The 15,830-nt window shown below is 64.2% G+C and carries 5 protein-coding genes and 1 other RNA gene; 2 read left to right on the top strand and 4 right to left on the bottom strand.

Annotation, left to right across the window (positions count from 1 at the left end; translation table 11 throughout):
* Window positions 1–71 precede the first annotated feature (71 nt).
* Entirely contained in the window at window positions 72–10,271 is a 10,200-nt protein-coding gene (locus ACZZ0O_RS16855; RefSeq protein WP_463591321.1) for an autotransporter-associated beta strand repeat-containing protein, read from the bottom strand.
* A 730-nt stretch (window positions 10,272–11,001) separates the two neighbouring features.
* On the opposite strand from ACZZ0O_RS16855, the gene ACZZ0O_RS16850 reads away from it, so the two are divergent.
* On the top strand, window positions 11,002–12,813 hold the full coding sequence (locus tag ACZZ0O_RS16850; protein WP_463592478.1) for an EAL domain-containing protein: 1,812 nt from the start codon (window positions 11,002–11,004) through the stop codon (window positions 12,811–12,813).
* Window positions 12,814–12,936: 123 nt separating this feature from the next.
* On the opposite strand, the gene ACZZ0O_RS16845 is transcribed toward ACZZ0O_RS16850, so the two are convergent.
* From ACZZ0O_RS16845 to ACZZ0O_RS16835, 3 genes are all read right to left on the bottom strand, one after another.
* Window positions 12,937–13,851, bottom strand: a complete 915-nt coding sequence (locus tag ACZZ0O_RS16845) for a M14 family metallopeptidase (RefSeq protein WP_463591320.1) — start codon at window positions 13,849–13,851, stop codon at window positions 12,937–12,939.
* A 316-nt stretch (window positions 13,852–14,167) separates the two neighbouring features.
* Window positions 14,168–14,446, bottom strand: coding sequence for a DUF892 family protein (locus tag ACZZ0O_RS16840; protein WP_463592477.1), 279 nt, complete (start codon window positions 14,444–14,446; stop codon window positions 14,168–14,170).
* A 439-nt stretch (window positions 14,447–14,885) separates the two neighbouring features.
* The gene (locus ACZZ0O_RS16835; protein WP_005990975.1) at window positions 14,886–15,143 is read right to left on the bottom strand and encodes a KGG domain-containing protein; all 258 of its coding nucleotides are present in this window, start codon (window positions 15,141–15,143) and stop codon (window positions 14,886–14,888) included.
* A gap of 491 nt (window positions 15,144–15,634) precedes the next feature.
* Between ACZZ0O_RS16835 and ACZZ0O_RS16830 the strand changes: the two genes are divergently transcribed.
* Window positions 15,635–15,710: non-coding RNA, sX9 sRNA (locus ACZZ0O_RS16830), on the top strand.
* The last annotated feature ends 120 nt before the right edge of the window (window positions 15,711–15,830 follow it).

The following is a 15,830-nucleotide window of genomic DNA, read 5'->3' as shown; positions in this document are numbered from 1 at the left end:
GATCAAGCGGATCGGCACACAAAAAAAAGCCCCGGCATGCCGGGGCTTTGTCGTTCACTGCGTAGAGCCGATCAGAAACTCCAGCCCCAGGTCACCTGCCCGCCATACGCGGTCTGTCCATCGCCGTTGAGTCCTTGCAACGACAGCGACAGGCGGCTGTTGGGCGAGGTAATCAGGCTCACTCCCAACTCACCGATGGCGGCATTCTTGGCCAGCGTGACGCTTTGCACTGCGAACTCCGAGCCAGTCCCGATGAAGCCCGCCGAACGCTGCACGGCGCGATCGCCGAACGCATGCCGCCAACCCACCGAGGCATACAGCGCGGCTTGCCGACCAAGCTCCCAACGCCCGCGCACACCCAACGTGCTGGTGGTGAACGTGTCCGTGGCACTGTCGACGGTCAGCCCGGCGATCCCGCCGCGCTCGTCGAATCCATCGGTCTTCAGATGGGTGTAGTCGGCGGCAATGAACGGGCTGTACACCGCATTGCCGGTGCGCAGATTCCAGGAGGCTTCCACCGACACCGTTACCGCAGTGGCGTCGTATTCGCTGGTGAGCCGTTCTTCAAGCACGCCGGGCAGCATCACCCGACGCGAGCCGTCCACGCTGTAGTCCGCGTAATCCACGGCGCCCTGCAGCGAAAACGCGGACCAGTCGGCCTGCCCATACACACCGACGTGCGTGCCATCGATGTCGGCGCGGTCGCCCCACTCGCGCGACCAGCTTTCGATGTCCTGGCTGCCCACCGCCACGCCGAGCACGCTGCGCTCGCCGATGCGACGTTCTGCACCGGCCATGATGCCGTTGTCTTCGCGGCGCACCGAAATCGCATTGGCATCGCCATCGACACGGTTGGGTAGGCTACGCCCGGTAATCCACACCGTAGTGTCGCCGATGCGGGTGTCCTGGCTATCGCCGCGCAGGTGGCCGCCGATGCCGCTATTGAGAAAGCGGCTGTCCAGCATGGCGGTCGCGGTGCTGGCATGGCTTTCGCCCGACAGCGACGCGAAGGCGGTGGCGATTGCCTCCGGGTCGTCCGGCAGACGTATCACCGCCTGATACACCGGGCTGGTCACCGGCAGGCCATCGACTGCGCCAGCAGTCGACTGCTGGTTGGGCGTGGTCACCGCATCCACCATGCCAACGGTATTGCGGCCCATCGATATCGACAGCGCCGTTGCAGTAGTGCTGACGTTGGGATCCATAAACGCGTAGTCGGACACGACGTTGGTGAATTGTCCGGTGAGGCCGCCGGCCGCGTTGATCACCGGAATCTCGGTGAACAATGGCAGGTCGACCGCACGCACCAATACCAACGTGCTGCCCGGTGCTAGCGTGGCCGCGCCGCCTACCGTCAAAGGCGTCACCGCACCGCCCGTACCGGGCGTGACCTGCACCGTGGAGCCAGGGCCGATGGTAGCGTTGCCGCCCACACTGATCGTGCCGGTGGTGCCGCCCATGGCCAGGGTGCCGCCGGTCGTGGTCAGACTGCCGATGCTGCCGCTGCCGGTCAGCGTACCGCCCGGCCCCACCGTCACCGGACCGCCGATGGCGGCGCCCGGGTTGGCCGGGTTGCCCACGCTCAAGGTGCCTGCGGTGATGGTGGTCGGGCCGGTAAAGCCGCTGCTGTCTGCGGTAACCAACAACGTGCCTACGCCGTCCTTGAGCAGACTACCGGTGCCCGACAGCGTGCCTGCATAGGTGCCGTTGGCGTTCTGCAGGAACACCAACGCACTGTTGTTTGCGATGTTGCCCTGCAGGCTGTCGGTGTCGCCGATCAAGCTGCCCGCATTGATCGTGGTGCCGCCGAGATACGCGTTGACGCCATCCAGCGTGACCGCACCGCTGCCGTCCTTGATCAGCGCACCGCTACCGGTGATGTTGCCGGCAAACGTGCCATCGCCGGCTTGGTCGAACACCAGCACTGCGTCGTTGAGGATGTTGCCTTGCAGGCTGGTGGTAGTGCCTTGCAGTGTGCCGCCGGTAATGGCGGTGCCGCCGCTGTAGGTGTTGGCACGAGCAAGCCTGAGCACGCCGGCACCCCGCTTCACCAAACTACCGGTGCCGCTGACAAGGCCGGTAAATGTGCCATCGGTGGCTTGTTCGAAGACCAGCGTGGCGTTGTTCACCACGTCGCCCTGCAGGCTGGTCGTGGTGCCGATCAAGCTGCCGGCACTCACCAACGTGCCGCCGGTGTAGCTATTGGCACCGGTCAGTTGCAGTGCGCCGGTGCCGGCCTTTTCCAGCGAGCCGCTCCCACTGACCACGCCGGCATACACACCGCCGGTGGTCTGGTTGAACACCAGTGCCGCGTTGTTGACGATATCGCCCTGCACGCTGGTGCTGTCGCCGATCAAGCTGCCGGCCGCAATGGTGGTGCCGCCGCTGTAGCCATTGGCGCCATTGAGCAACAGCGCCCCGGCGCCGTCCTTGATCACGTTGCCGGTGCCGGTGATCGAGCCGCTAAACACTCCGTTAGCTGCCTGATTGAAGACGACGGTGGCGTTGTCGACGATCGCGCCCTGCAAGCTCGCGCTATCGCCTGCCAGCGTGCCGGCACCGACCGTGGTACCGCCGGTGTAGCTGTTGCTGCCGTCCAGCGTCAGCGTGCCGGTGTTGGTCTTGATCAGTGCGCCGCTGCCGCCGATGGCGCCGGCCAGGGTCAGATCGGCCGGGTTGTCGACAGTGAGCGCGGCACCCAGGTTGACCGCATTGCCCAACGCGGCAGCAATCGCATTGCTGAGCACCGAATCGCCGGTCACCGACAACGTGCCGACACCCAGGGCGGTGTTGCTGCCTACCGCCAACGTGCCGGCATTCAATACCGTGCCGCCCGCGTAGCTGTTGTTGCCGTCGAGCGTGAGCGTGCTGGTGCCGTTCTTGATCAAGCCGCCCGCACCGCTGATCGGCCCGGACAAGCTCAGATCGTTGCTGCCGATGAGATTCAACGCACCATCCAGGATCACTGCATTGCCGACCGCCACTGTCTGGTTGCTATCGAGGCTGGTGCCCGCTGCTGCGGTCAACGCGCCGGTCCCGAGCGCTTGTGCATCGCCCAGCACCAGCGTGCCGCCACCGAGCGAGGTGCCGCCGGTGTAGCTGTTGGCTGCGTCGAGCACCAGCGTGCCGGTATCGAGTTTCTGCAGTGCGCCTGCGCCGCCGATGGCGACATCGATCGTGCCGGTCACGCCGGGGTCGACGCGAATGATGGTGTTGGCGGCATTGGCGCTCAACGCACCGGCACCGCCATCGCTCAGCACATAGCCATCGGTGACGAACTGCATGCCGGTGATGCCCTGGGTGCCCTGCACGCCCACGGTCCCGGCAGTGCCGGCAAACACCGCGAAGCTGTTCTGCCAGGTGTCGTTGGCCAGGCCGTCGATCGATGTCCAGTTGGTGCCGCCGGCCGTCCATGCAGCGGTGCCGCCATCGATGCTGCCGTTGGCAACGGTTTGCGCACCATCCCAGAACTGCACGTTGCTGCCTGGCGCCAACACCACCACGTTAACCTGCTGGGCCAGTGCGGTCTGCAGTGTCAGCTGGGTCGGGTCCACGGTGCCGGGCAGCGTGCCGATGCCCAGGCCGTTGTCGGTCAGCGCACCGCTGTAGTCGATCAGGCGATACACACCGGTGCCGAAGCCGCCGATGTCGGTGATATTGAGCGTGCCATCCAGCGTGAGGTCGCCGTTGACCTGCAGCACCCCCGTCAGACTCGGGATGCCCAGGAATGCATCGAGCGTGGCGTTGGGCGCCATGCTCAAACTGCCTGTGGTCAGCAATGCACCACTGCTCACCACCAGACGGCCGCCATTGTTGACGGTGACCGCCGCATCGACCACGCCGCTGCCGCTCAAGCTGCCGCCCGCGCCAACGCTCAGGCCACCAGCGCTGGCCAGCGTGCCATCCACATCCAGCGTGCCGCCGAGGACCTGCGTGGTGCCGCCCAGCGCGCTGGTGCCGGTGAGCTGCAATGTGCCGGTGCCCACTTTGTCCAGGTTGCCGGCGCCACTCAAGCTGCCGGCAAACGTACTGCCAACGTTGTTGACGCCCAGCTGCAGCGTGTTGCCGCCGAGGATGTCGACCGCACCCAGCCCGGTCACCGCGCCCAGCGCTGCATTGCTGCCCAACGACAGCCCGGCACCCGCGGCGATATCCACCGCGCTGGTGGTGCCCAGGTTGCCGGTGGCAGCGGTGGCCAGTACACCGGCCTGCACCGCCACCGGACCGCTGAAGCTGTTGGCGCCGGACAAGGTCAAGGTGCCCAGCCCGGTCTTGGTAAGCGCACCCGCACCACTGAGCGTGCCGGTCAGTGCCAGATCCGCGGCACTGGCGATGGTCAGATCCGCACCCAGGTTGACGCTGTTGCCCAGCGCCAGTGCGATCGCATTGCTCAAGGTGGAATTACCCAACACCGACAAGCTGCCGACACCCAGGGCGCTGTTGCTACCCACCGCCAACGTGCCGGCATTCAACACGGTGCCGCCCGCGTAGCTGTTGTTGCCGTCGAGCGTAAGCGTGGTGGTGCCGTTCTTGATCAAACTGCCCACACCGCTAACCGGCCCGGACAAACTCAGGTCGTTGCTGCCGATGAGATTCAGCGCGCCATCCAGGACGACCGCATTGCCCACGGCCACTGCCTGGTTGCTATCGAGGCTGGTGCCCGCTGCTGCGGTCAACGCGCCGGTGCCAAGCGCTTGCGCATCGCCCAGCACCAGCGTGCCGCCACTGAGCGAGGTGCCGCCGGTGTAGCTGTTGGATGCGTCGAGCACCAGGGTGCCGGTGTCGAGTTTCTGCACGCCACCGATGCCGGAGATGTCTACATCGATCGTGGCAGTGGCGCCGGGGTCGACGCGGATTGCGGTGAGGGGGCTGGTCACCGCCAGCGTGCTCGCACCGGCATCGTTCAGCACGTACCCATCGCTCGCAAACTGCAGGCCGCCGATGGTTTGCGTGCCCTGCACGACAACCGTGCCGGCAGTGCCGGAGAACACTGCAAAATCGCCCTGCCAGGTGCTGTTGGCGGAGCCGTCCTGGCCAGTCCAGTTGGTGGCAGTGCCCCATACACCCGAGCCGCCATCGACCGTGCCATTGGCGGTGGTCTGCACGCCGTCCCAAAACTGCACGATGCTGCCCGGTGCCGCGACCACCAGATTGATCTGCTGGCCGATCGCGGTCTGCAATGCCAATTGGCTGATATCGACGCTACCGGGAATGCTGCCGAACAGCACGCCGTTGTTGGTCAGCACACCGGTGTAATCGATCAACCGATACACGCCGGAACCGAAGCCGCCGATGTCGATGACATTGAGTGTGCCGTCCAGGGTGAGATTGCCGTTGACCGCAAGCAGGCGCGTAGTGCTCGGCGCCGCAAGCGACACGTCCATCACCGCGCCCGGTGCCAACGTCAGCCCGCCCATGCTGAGCGACGAACCGCTGCTCAATGCCAGCCGGCCGCCATTGCCGATGGTCACATCGCTACCGATGCTGCCGCTGGGGCCGGTACCGGTGAGCGTGCCGCCAGTTGCCACGTTCAACGCGCTCGTACCCAGGCTGCCCACCACGTCCAGGACGCCGCCGCTCACCTGCGTGGCGCCGCCGATCAGGCTGGTGCCGAGCAGGTTCACGGTGCCCGGGCCGACCTTGTCCAGATTACCGCCACCGCCCAGGCTGCCGGCGAAATTGCCGCTGCCCAGCTGCAAGGTGGCGCCGGCATCGGTATCGACGTTCCCCGCACCGGTGAGTGCATTGATCAGGCCACCGTTGGTCAGGTTCAACACCGCACCGGCTGCCACATCCACGTTACTGGCGTTGCCAAGCGATGCAGCCGTGCTGGCCACCACGGTGCCGGCCTGGATCGCCAGCGGGCCGGTATAGGTATTGCTGCCGCTCAGCGTCAAGGTGCCGAGGCCGGTCTTGGTCAATGCGCCCGCGCCGCTGATGGTGCCGCTGGCCAGCATGTCCGCCGTGTTGTCGACGGTGAGCGCTGCACCCAGATCGATGCCATTGCTCAACGCCACCGCGATGGCGTTGCTCAGCACCGAATCGCCAGTGACCGACAAGCTGCCGGTGCCGAGTGCGTTATCGGCCCCCACCGCAATCGTGCCGGCGTTGAGCGTGGTGCCGCCGCTGTAGGTGTTGCTGCCATTGAGCGACACGGTGGTGGTGCCGTTCTTGACCAAACTCCCGGTGCCGCTGATGGTGCCGTTCAAGCCCAGGTCGTTGCTGCCGATCAGCGAAAGCTGGCTGTTCAATTGCACGCTATTGCCGACAGCCAGCGCAGTGTTTGCATCCAGTTCGCTGACGCCACTGACCACCAGGCCGCCCACGCCCAAGGCTGCAGCGTTGCCAAGCACCAGGCGGCCGGCATCCAGCGTGACACCGCCACTGAAGGTGTTGGCGTTGCCCAAGGTCAATGTTGTCGTGCCTTGTTTAGCGAGACTACCGGCGCCGCTGATCACGCCGTCCAGCGTGATGTCCTGCGTGCCGGGCAGCGTCAATGCGCCGTTCAAGGCAAGTGCATTGGCCAGCGTCACCGCCGTGGTGGCATCGAGCGTTGTGCCGCCCGCAGCGGTGAGCGTGCCGGCACCCAAGGCGGTGTTGCTGCCAACCACCAACCCGCCGGATTGCAGCTGCAACCCGCCACTCCAGGTGTTGTTGCCGGTGAGCGTGAGCGTCTGCGTGCCGCTTTTGATCAGGCTTCCCGCACCATCGATCACACCAGTGAGCGTGAGCGCCTGGCCATCGATGCCGAGCGCGCCATTCACCGTGACGGCATTTTGCAAGGTCGCGGCGATAGCGGCGCTGAGCAGCGTGCCATCGGCCGCGATGAGCGCGCCGCTCCCGAGCGCCGTGTCACTGCCGACGATCAGCGAACCGGCATTCAACAGCGTGCCGCCGGCATAACCATTGTTGCCGGTCAGCGTCAACGCGCCAGTGCCCTGTTTGATCAGGCTGCCCGCACCGCTCACCGTGCCGGTCAAGTCGAGCGCGTTGTTGCCGGTCAGCGACAGCGCACCGTTCAACACGACGTCATTGCCCACTGTCGCTGCAGTGGTCGCCTGCAATTGCGTGCCGTTGGCAGCGGTCAACACGCCGCTTCCCAATGCCGCCCCGCTGTCGATCAGCAAGGCGCCTGCATTGAGATCCACGCCACCGGCAAAGGTGTTGGCGCCGGTCAGCGTCAGCGACGCACCGCCGTTCTTCACCAGACCGCCGGCACCGCTGACGACGCCATTGAGCGCCAGGTCCTGGCTACCGCCAAGCTGCAGATCGGCATTCAGCACGACGTTGTTGGCGAGCACGCGTGCAGCGGTGCTATCGAGCAGGCCGCCGGCAACGGTGAGGCTGCCTGTGCCCAGTGCGGCATCGCTGCCGAGCACCAGGCTGCCCGCAGTCAGCAGCGTGCCGCCGGTGTAGGTGTTGTTTCCCGCCAGGATCAGGCTGGCGGGGCCGAGTTTGTCCAGGCTTCCGACACCGCTGATGCCGCCATTGAGCGTCAGCGCGTTGCTGCCGCCGATGCTGACCAAACCCGTCAGCGCGATGGCGTTGGCAAGCGTGCTTATCGCGACGTTATCCAGCGTGGTGCCGGCTGCTGCGGTCAATGCGCCCACACCCAACGCTGTGTCGCTGCCGACGACAAGTCTGCCCGCGCTCAGCGATGTGCCACCGGTGTAGAGATTGTTGCCAGTGAGGGTGAGATCGCCACTCCCGGATTTGACCAGGCTGCCGGCACCGCTGATGCCGCCACCCAACGTCAGCGCCTGCGTGCCATTGAGCGTCAATGCACTGGTGTTCAATGCGATTGCATTGGTCAACGTGGTGGGCGTGGTGCCCTGCAGATTGGCGTTGCCGGTCAAGCTCAGCGCACCGGTGCCGAGCGCACCGTTATTGGTCACCTGCAAAGTGCCGCCGGCGAGCGTGGTGCCACCGCTATAGGTGTTCAAACCGCCCAAGGTGAGCGTGCCGGTGCCGAGCTTGCTCAACGCACCGGTGCCGCTGATCGCACCACTCAAATTCAGCGCGGTGCCATTGCTGGCCACGCCCAGCGTGCCGGTGAGCGCAAGCGCATTGCCCAACGTCGCTGCAGTGCTTGCATCAAGCACACCGCCGCTGGCGGTCAAGGTTCCCGTGCCCAGCGCAGCATTGGAGCCGACCACCAGGCGCCCGGTGCTTAGCGTGGTGCCACCGGTATAGCCGTTGATATTGGTCAGCGTGAGATCGCCGGCACCGCTCTTGATCAGGCTACCGCTGCCGTTGATGGCGCCGCCAAGGGTCAGCGCCTGCGCGCCGGTCCAGGTCAATGGCCCGGAAAGATTGACCGCATTGGTTACCGCCAACGGTGCGCTGGTGCTGAGACTGGAGGCGCCGGTGACATTCAACGCGCCGGTGCCCAGTGCGGACGCAGTCCCCAATTGCAGGGTGCCCGCTGCCAGCGTTGTGCCGCCGCTATAGGTGTTGGCGCCGTTGAGCGCCAGCGTGCCGGTGCCGGTCTTGTTGAGACCGCCGGTGCCGGCAAGCGCACCGGTCAAGGTGAGTGCATTGCCGCTGGCACCCAGGCCAAGCGTGGTGTTGAGCGCAAACGCATTGCTCAAGGTCAATGGTGCAGTGGTGTCCAGCAGCCCGCCTGCTGCAGTGACGGTGCCGGTGCCAAGCGCGCCGGAGGTTTCCAGCACCGTGCTGCCCGCGCTCAGCGTGGTGCCGCCGGAATAGGTGTTGGCGCCGCCAAGCGTGAGCGTGCCGGAGCCGGTCTTGTTGAGTGCACCGGCTCCGCTGACCACACCGCCGAGCCGCACGGCATTGGTCCCGCCAATGCCCAGGTTGCTGTTCAATACAAAGGCGTTGGCCAGGTTGAGTGCGGCACCGGCCAGCAGGCTGCCGCCGGACGCTGTGACGGTGCCTGTTCCCAAGGCAGCGCTATTGCCCGCGGTCAGCGCGCCGCCGCTCAGGTTGACGCCACCGCTGAAGGTATTGGCGCCGGTCAGATTCAATCCGCCGGTACCGGCCTTGGTCAACGCCCCCGTGCCTGTCAGCGTGCTGCCGATGGTCAGCGCATTGGTGCCCTGCACCGTCAAACCGCCCGCCGCGATCGCAATACCGCCGGCCGGTGCCAGCGTCAGGCCGGCAGCGGTGGCTTCGAGCGTGCCGCCGTTGGCGGTGATCGCCGTGCCCAACTGCGCGGGTATCGCAAATTGCAGGACACCGCCATTGAGTGCGCTGCTGCCAAAGTTGCTTGCGCCGCCCAGCGTCCAGGTCCCGCTGTTGACGCGCAGACTGCCGAAATTGATGTACTGATCGGTGCTTGCCGCGCCGACACCGGTAATGCCGCTACCGGTTCCTGTCGCGGAATTCTGCAGGATCAGCGTATTGGTTCCGCCCGCGCCGCCATCAACCACACCGGTGCGTGCAAAGCTCAGCAAACCGCCTGGACCAAGCAATTCCAGTCCGAGTCCGCCAGCACTGTTGATGCTTCCGCCCGTCACTGCGGTGAAGGTATTGGTGCTGTTGGCACCCATCGACACGCTGCCGTTGATGGTGCCGGAATTGACGAAGCTGTTGCCGGTGGCCGAGCTCTGAAAGCCGACGCGTCCATCGATGGTGCCGGTATTGACCGCATTGACGGTGCCGCCGCCACTGACCGCGATCACCGGCGTGTCGGCACCCAGCACCGAGAGATTGAGCAACGTCCGGCTGCTGATCAAGCCGGCATTGTTGATCTGCACGACGCCATTGCTGGCGGAGGTCAGACCCAACGCCATTCCATCGAGATTGAGCAGATTGGCGCCCAGCAACCCGCCGGTCCCGTAGATGGTGCCGCCGGACAGATTGTTGGCAATCACCGATGTCGAACCTGCGTTGCCCATGGTGACGCCGGTACTCAACACCGACAGCAGACCCAGCACGGACGGGTCGATGGTGCCGCTGTTGTTGAGCGTTGCATTGGTGCCACCGAGCGCGATGGCGGTACCGCCCAGCAAGCCAGCCGTCATCTGCGTGCCCGCCGCAACGTTGACGGTCAGATTATTCGCGTTACTCGAAAAAGCATTGCTGAGGATCGGCAGACCGGTGCAGGTGACGGTTGCGCCGGCAGTCGGCAATGCGGGTGTGCACGCACCCCAGGCCAATGCGGGAGCGGCGGCCCCCACCGCCAGAACCACCAGGCTGGGCAATGCACGGCGCGTCGCTCCGGGCTTACGTCGACGCCGCACCAGTTCATGCGTCACGACCCAATTGCCAATGGCTGCGTTCCAGACCAGCGCAAATGCACGATTCATTTTGATTCCCCTGATTGCCGCGCGATAGATCAGCGCGCACACATGCGCGCCTTCAAAAGACGGAAGTGGATTAAAGATTCGGTGGATTTAAAGCGTGACTCGCTTCAACCCGCTCGCTCAAGCATGAGAGTGGTTAATACCAATCCCTGGTAAACACGTTGCCAAATTAATAGGCGAATCGCCTCAATTGAACTGTGCGGAGTATCACTAACCACGCACCCGCGCGTTACACGGACATAAACTGTCGACGTGTTTACTTGTGCCCGCTTCAAACGCTTGAACGGCCGCCTTTAATGCAGTCATAGCCTTGCCAGACGGGCGAAACAGCTGAAATCAAGACGTATTTCACGGTGATCCATGCCAATGCATTGGTTGAGTCCGAATCACCTAATCAGCCAATACGCATTACACTGCGTGACAGCGGGCCGAACCTTATGAATAGAAGAGACCGCGAATATGTCGTGTTGCGAAAGAACGGAATCACTGCCAAATGGTCTGCCTGAGTCCGGTTGGATCGATATAACCAATCCACTCTCGACGCCGGTCGGTGGAATGCGGTATTTGTAGAGGCCAGCCCAAAGTGAGACGAGCAGCCTTTATCGATTATTTGTTGTGCCTGCTTACGGGAGTGCGCGCTATTGCGCGCAGGATTCGTGCGTGATGGCGGCATCACGCCCCCGGCTCATCACCCATTGGTGACCTCGAATTGTTTCTAGTGGCCCTGCAGTGTGTGATCTTCAACACGGAACCTGACGACATGACGCTTGCTTCGGCAGACAAAACACAGGAACGCCACTTCGATTGGTCTGGGGTGCCAATCGATCTCGGCGGGATGGAGCCGCTCGAACAGATCGCTCGCCTGCTGTGCCACGCGCTGGTCGCACCAGCGGCGGCGTTGACCATTACCGAAGCCGGCCGCATGCGGGTGCTCGCGGCGCGCGGCATCAGCACCACCCAGGTCGAACAAGCCATCGCGCTGTGTCAACGCGCACCGGCCGCTGCCAATGGTGTGACGGAGTTGATCGAAGGCGCCGCACTCGCGCCGATTCAATTGGGCGATGCGGCGTTTCCCGGACTGCCAGCACGCTTTATTGCCTGCGTGCCGGTCGGTGCGCCGCAGGCCGGCATCACCGGCACGTTATGCGTGATCGACACGCGCGAGCGCCGCCTCGCCAGCCAGGAACATCAGCAGCTGCTGATGTTTGCCAATGTGACGGCAGCGCAGCTGGAGCTGCAATTCGGCGCGGGCCGGCGTGAGCCGCACAGCGGCCTGCTCAACGCGCGGCAGCTGCAATCGGATCTGGATGCCCTGGCCTTTGGCAGCCACAGCGTGCCGACCATTGCAGCTTTTATCGAGGTCTACGACACGCAGGCGGCCAACGAGGCGCGCCAGGCCCTGGGCATGCAGCCGCTGGAAGAGCTGATCCGTCACGCCAGCTACGTGCTGACCCGCGCCCTGCGCGGCAAGGCCACCGTCTATCACGTTGCGTCGATGCGTTTTGCGTTTTTTCTGCTCAACTCGGCGCCCGACGAGATGGAAGACCTGCTGCTGGATTTGCGCGACATGCTGCAAAAGCCGTTCGATGCCGCCGGGGTGCCGATGTCGCTGACCTTCCATGCCGGCGTGGTGCGCTTTGCACCGCAACAACCAGATACCAACGATGTGATGCGCAAGGGGCTGGTGTCGCTGGGCGATGCCATCGGCAACAATGCCGTGGTGTGCTGGTATAGCGCCTCGCAGGACGATGCCATCCAGCGTTCGTATCGGTTGGCGCTGGATGCGGAAAAGGCGCTGCAAGCCGGCGATTTCCGGTTGGTGTTCCAGCCGCGTATCGATCTGGAAGATCTGTCGGTCGTCGGGTTCGAGGCACTGCTGCGCTGGCAGCATGCCAGCCTGGGGCCGATCGGTCCGGACGAGTTCATTCCGTTGTTCGAAAAGACCGCACTGATGTGCACGGTCACCAACTGGGTGATCGAAAGCGCATTGCTGCAGTTGGCGCAATGGCGAGCGCAAGGCCTGGATTTTTCCATCTCGATCAATCTGTCGTCGCGCGATTTCGGCAACATCAATCTGGCCGCCGACGTGATCAATCGCTGCAAGGACCTGGCCATTCCGACCACGCGGGTCGAGCTGGAAATCACCGAAGGCCGCTGGTTGCGCAGCAACGTGGAAGCCGTCCCGCGCCTGCGCGCCCTGCGCAATGCCGGCGTCAGCGTGGCCATCGACGACTTCGGTACCGGCTACAGCAATTTCGGGTATCTCACCGAGTTGCCGGTCAACGTGCTCAAGCTGGACCGCTCGCTGGTCACCGGCATTGCCAACAAGGCCGGCATGCAGATGCGCGCAGAAGCAGTGGTGCGACTGGCCAGCGCGCTGGGCTATCGCACCGTTGCCGAAGGCATCGAACACGCGGACGAGATTGCGTTGCTGCGCAGCTGGGGCTGCGATGAGGCGCAGGGATATCTGTTATCCAGGCCGATGGAGGCGCAACTGGTGGCGGCCTATGTGCAGGACGCCAGGGTGCAGCGACGCCTGCCTTGAGCAAAAGCCGCGTGATTGCGCTGGATTACATGCCGGTCGGCGCCGCTCGCTCGTCTGCAGCACGCAGGCAGCTAAGGCGCGTCGCGAGCCCGCGCTCAGGCTGCTGCCTGGGTGTTTTCACCTTTACGAGAGTGCGTAATCCAGTGCCGCACAAATCGCCGCGACCTGTGCGGCGTTGCACTGCTGCGGCGTGGCGCGGGGGCTGTCCGGGTACACCTCGGTGGTGGTGCGATAGCGCGCAGCGGTGACGCCGGCACACAGGCCCAGGCGTCGCACCGGGTAGTTGATCACCCCATGACCCGTAACCGGCGCACCGATGATCTGCCCCTGCGCATCGGCTGGCGCGATATGCGTGACCTGCTCCACTGCCGCGATCACCGCCTGCTGAAATGCGGGCTGCGGGTCTTCGCTATCGCCCACCAGGTAGAACCCGTCCGGAATGCTGCCAGGCACGAACGGTACGCCATCGCGTGCCGCCAGCGCGGGACGGAACTCGCTCTCATCGCTGTCGGTGGTTTCGTGCAGGTCGATATGCACCAGCATCGTGCCAGCGGTTGCGGCGACCAGTTGCATCAAACCCGCCGACTCTGCAGCCGGACTGTTGTCGCGGAATGAGCGATTCGGGTCGACCGCGTCGGCGTTCCAGCGCTGGATGCGCTCATAGCCCCAGGGATTGACGCATGGCGCCACCAGCAGATTGATCCTGCCCACATACTCTGCGGCGCGTTGCTGCAGAAATAGCAGCGCGCCTTGCACGCCACTGGTCTCGTAGCCGTGCACGCCACCGGTGACGAGTGCGCACGGCAGCGTGTTGTCCCACGCGGCACTGCGCAAGGCCAGCAGCGGGTACTGCATGGAATCCGCCACGATGCTGCCGTAGTGCACGCGTTGGTAGCGCTCATCCAGTGCATCGATGACCTGCACCACCTCGGCGGCGTAACTGCGTTGCACCACTTGTTGCGCGCGCCATGCGCTGCGTTCGCCATCGCCCCACGCCTGGCCAGGAGTACCGATCGGATAATCGAGATGCGTTGTCATGATCGAGCCGGGTTGCCAAAGAGCGTCCAAGGGTAAGCGCTCGCCGCGCAGAAAGAAAAAGCCCGCATTCTCAAGATGCCTAGAGCATCAGCGCTGGCGGCCACTGTGTGGCACTCCCGTGTGGGATGGCATCGCGAACCAAGCACTCTTCGATCAGCGCGGGCAGAAGTGCAAGCAGCCAGTCGGCCATCGCCTGTTCCTGTTCCTCGTCCTGCGGCAGAGTCTGCCAGCAGACACGTTGTGCCTGGACATCGCGTATGGTCTTGGCTGCACTGGGTAACGCGGTGGACGCGGCGATCTCCAGGTTCTTGAGCAGCTAGCTGGCCAGTGCGTCCTCGACGACCTCATCGAAGGTCGTCACACCCCATGGCTGGGTTGAACGCAGCGATCTTGCCCATGGCGTCCTTCGCCGACGATGGCGAGCCGCTAAGCGTTCGATGCACGATTCCACCAGGCATTGCCGACTCCGCGTTTGCTCAAGATGCTGCTCGACGCGCGCCTTGAGTTGCCGCTCTTGCTCAATGCACCCGGCCTCGACCTTGCGCAGCGGTCCGGCCTGCCGCTTCGTTGCGCACGCGTCGCGCAACCCGTGCATAGCGCTATCGCATCTGCGCTCTGGACCAGGCATCGCACGCATGCGGGCGCGTTGTCGGTCTTGTGATTCGCTGCCAAGACCGTTCTGCGCACTCGCCTCATCACGTTGCAGATTCTGCAAGGTCTGCAAATTCTGCCGACGCTAGACTGCTTGATCACCAAAGGCGGAAAATTTGCACTGCAATCGATGGCGAGCACGTGCAGGTCTGCAAAAATTTCCTGGGCACTTGTAATGCGTTTTGCATCAATCAGTTATGGACTTGGGAGCGCGGGCATTGCGGCGATGGCGTGTACCGATGTCATCTGCGTGCAATCGATTGTTTGTCGGCGCGCGCGCTTCGTGGGCTTGCGCCCTAAAAAAGCAGGCCCTGCGCCGTGCCGGCGCAGGGCCTGCATCCCCTGAATCAATGACGGCATGCTATTGCATGCCCAACCGTTGACTAAGCGGATTCTTCCTGCGGCTTGGCCTGCTTGGATCGCCCGCCCTTGCTGCCGATACGCGACATATGATCGCGATCGCGGCTCACGGCCTGGCCACCCTTACGACCGGCTTCGCGTGCCTCGTCGCTGGTGAATTCGTGCGCATTACCGCTGGCGTGTGCAGCCTTGCCACCGCTGCTGGCCAGCACGCGACGCTTCTCCGGGTCCAATGCGGCAAAGCCACGCCGGCTACGAGTACTGTTCTGTCCGTCTTCCACTGTGCCTCCTCTCGATGCATCGGGTACGTCATTCGGTGAGGGGCTTAACGCAACATTCGTGCCAACCCAAAACACAGGCCAAATGGGGGCAGACGAGCACATGCAGGAAAAAACGGCTGCGCTCGCTGCGCAAATCTTGCACACCTCACGCGCCTGGAGCCGCCGCATCACGCTGCAGGATGGGTAGCGCTACCAAAAATGACGAAACAGATGTCGCCAACGACAGGTCATGGCGACAGCGCGCACCCGCGTACCGACGGAGGAGCGTCCACGACGGCAGCCACGATTCGGATCAGCGTGGTCTGCGCTGCATCCTGCCGTGTCGGATGGTCGGTTCACCCCGCACTGCAGGGGCTGACAGAAACGAGCCGTCGTCAGTTGCGCTCAGCAGGCACGCAGGATCAGCTTGAGTGCGTAGTGCCGGCTCTAAACGCCACTGACAAAACGATTGTGCCGCCGCCAGGCGGGCACGGCCGGTGCGAGGAATCGGCATGTATCACGCGCACCTTCCGGTTCTGAGCACGCCGTCCACACCTACCTGACGACTGCTCGCTGAGGTTTTCAGCCGCTCCAAACCCCCGCAGCGCGTCCGGTGGCCGCTGAGTGTTTTGCCTGCAAGCTGGGTGACCGATCAGCGGTCAGCGATAAGCGCTCAAAACCACACACACCCAGCATCGGCGGATCAGG

It is taken from the genome of Xanthomonas sp. AC360, assembly GCF_979258225.1.
Note: the sequence above shows the minus strand (reverse complement) of the source record. Positions and strands in the feature narration are given on the sequence as shown.

What these genes read in the sequence shown, in the direction of transcription:
- ACZZ0O_RS16840 (WP_463592477.1), bottom strand. Translation starts at nt 14,446, where the DNA reads ATGCACGGGTTGCGCGACGCGTGCGCAACGAAGCGGCAGGCCGGACCG.
- ACZZ0O_RS16845 (WP_463591320.1), bottom strand. Translation starts at nt 13,851, where the DNA reads ATGACAACGCATCTCGATTATCCGATCGGTACTCCTGGCCAGGCGTGG.
- ACZZ0O_RS16855 (WP_463591321.1), bottom strand. Translation starts at nt 10,271, where the DNA reads ATGAATCGTGCATTTGCGCTGGTCTGGAACGCAGCCATTGGCAATTGG.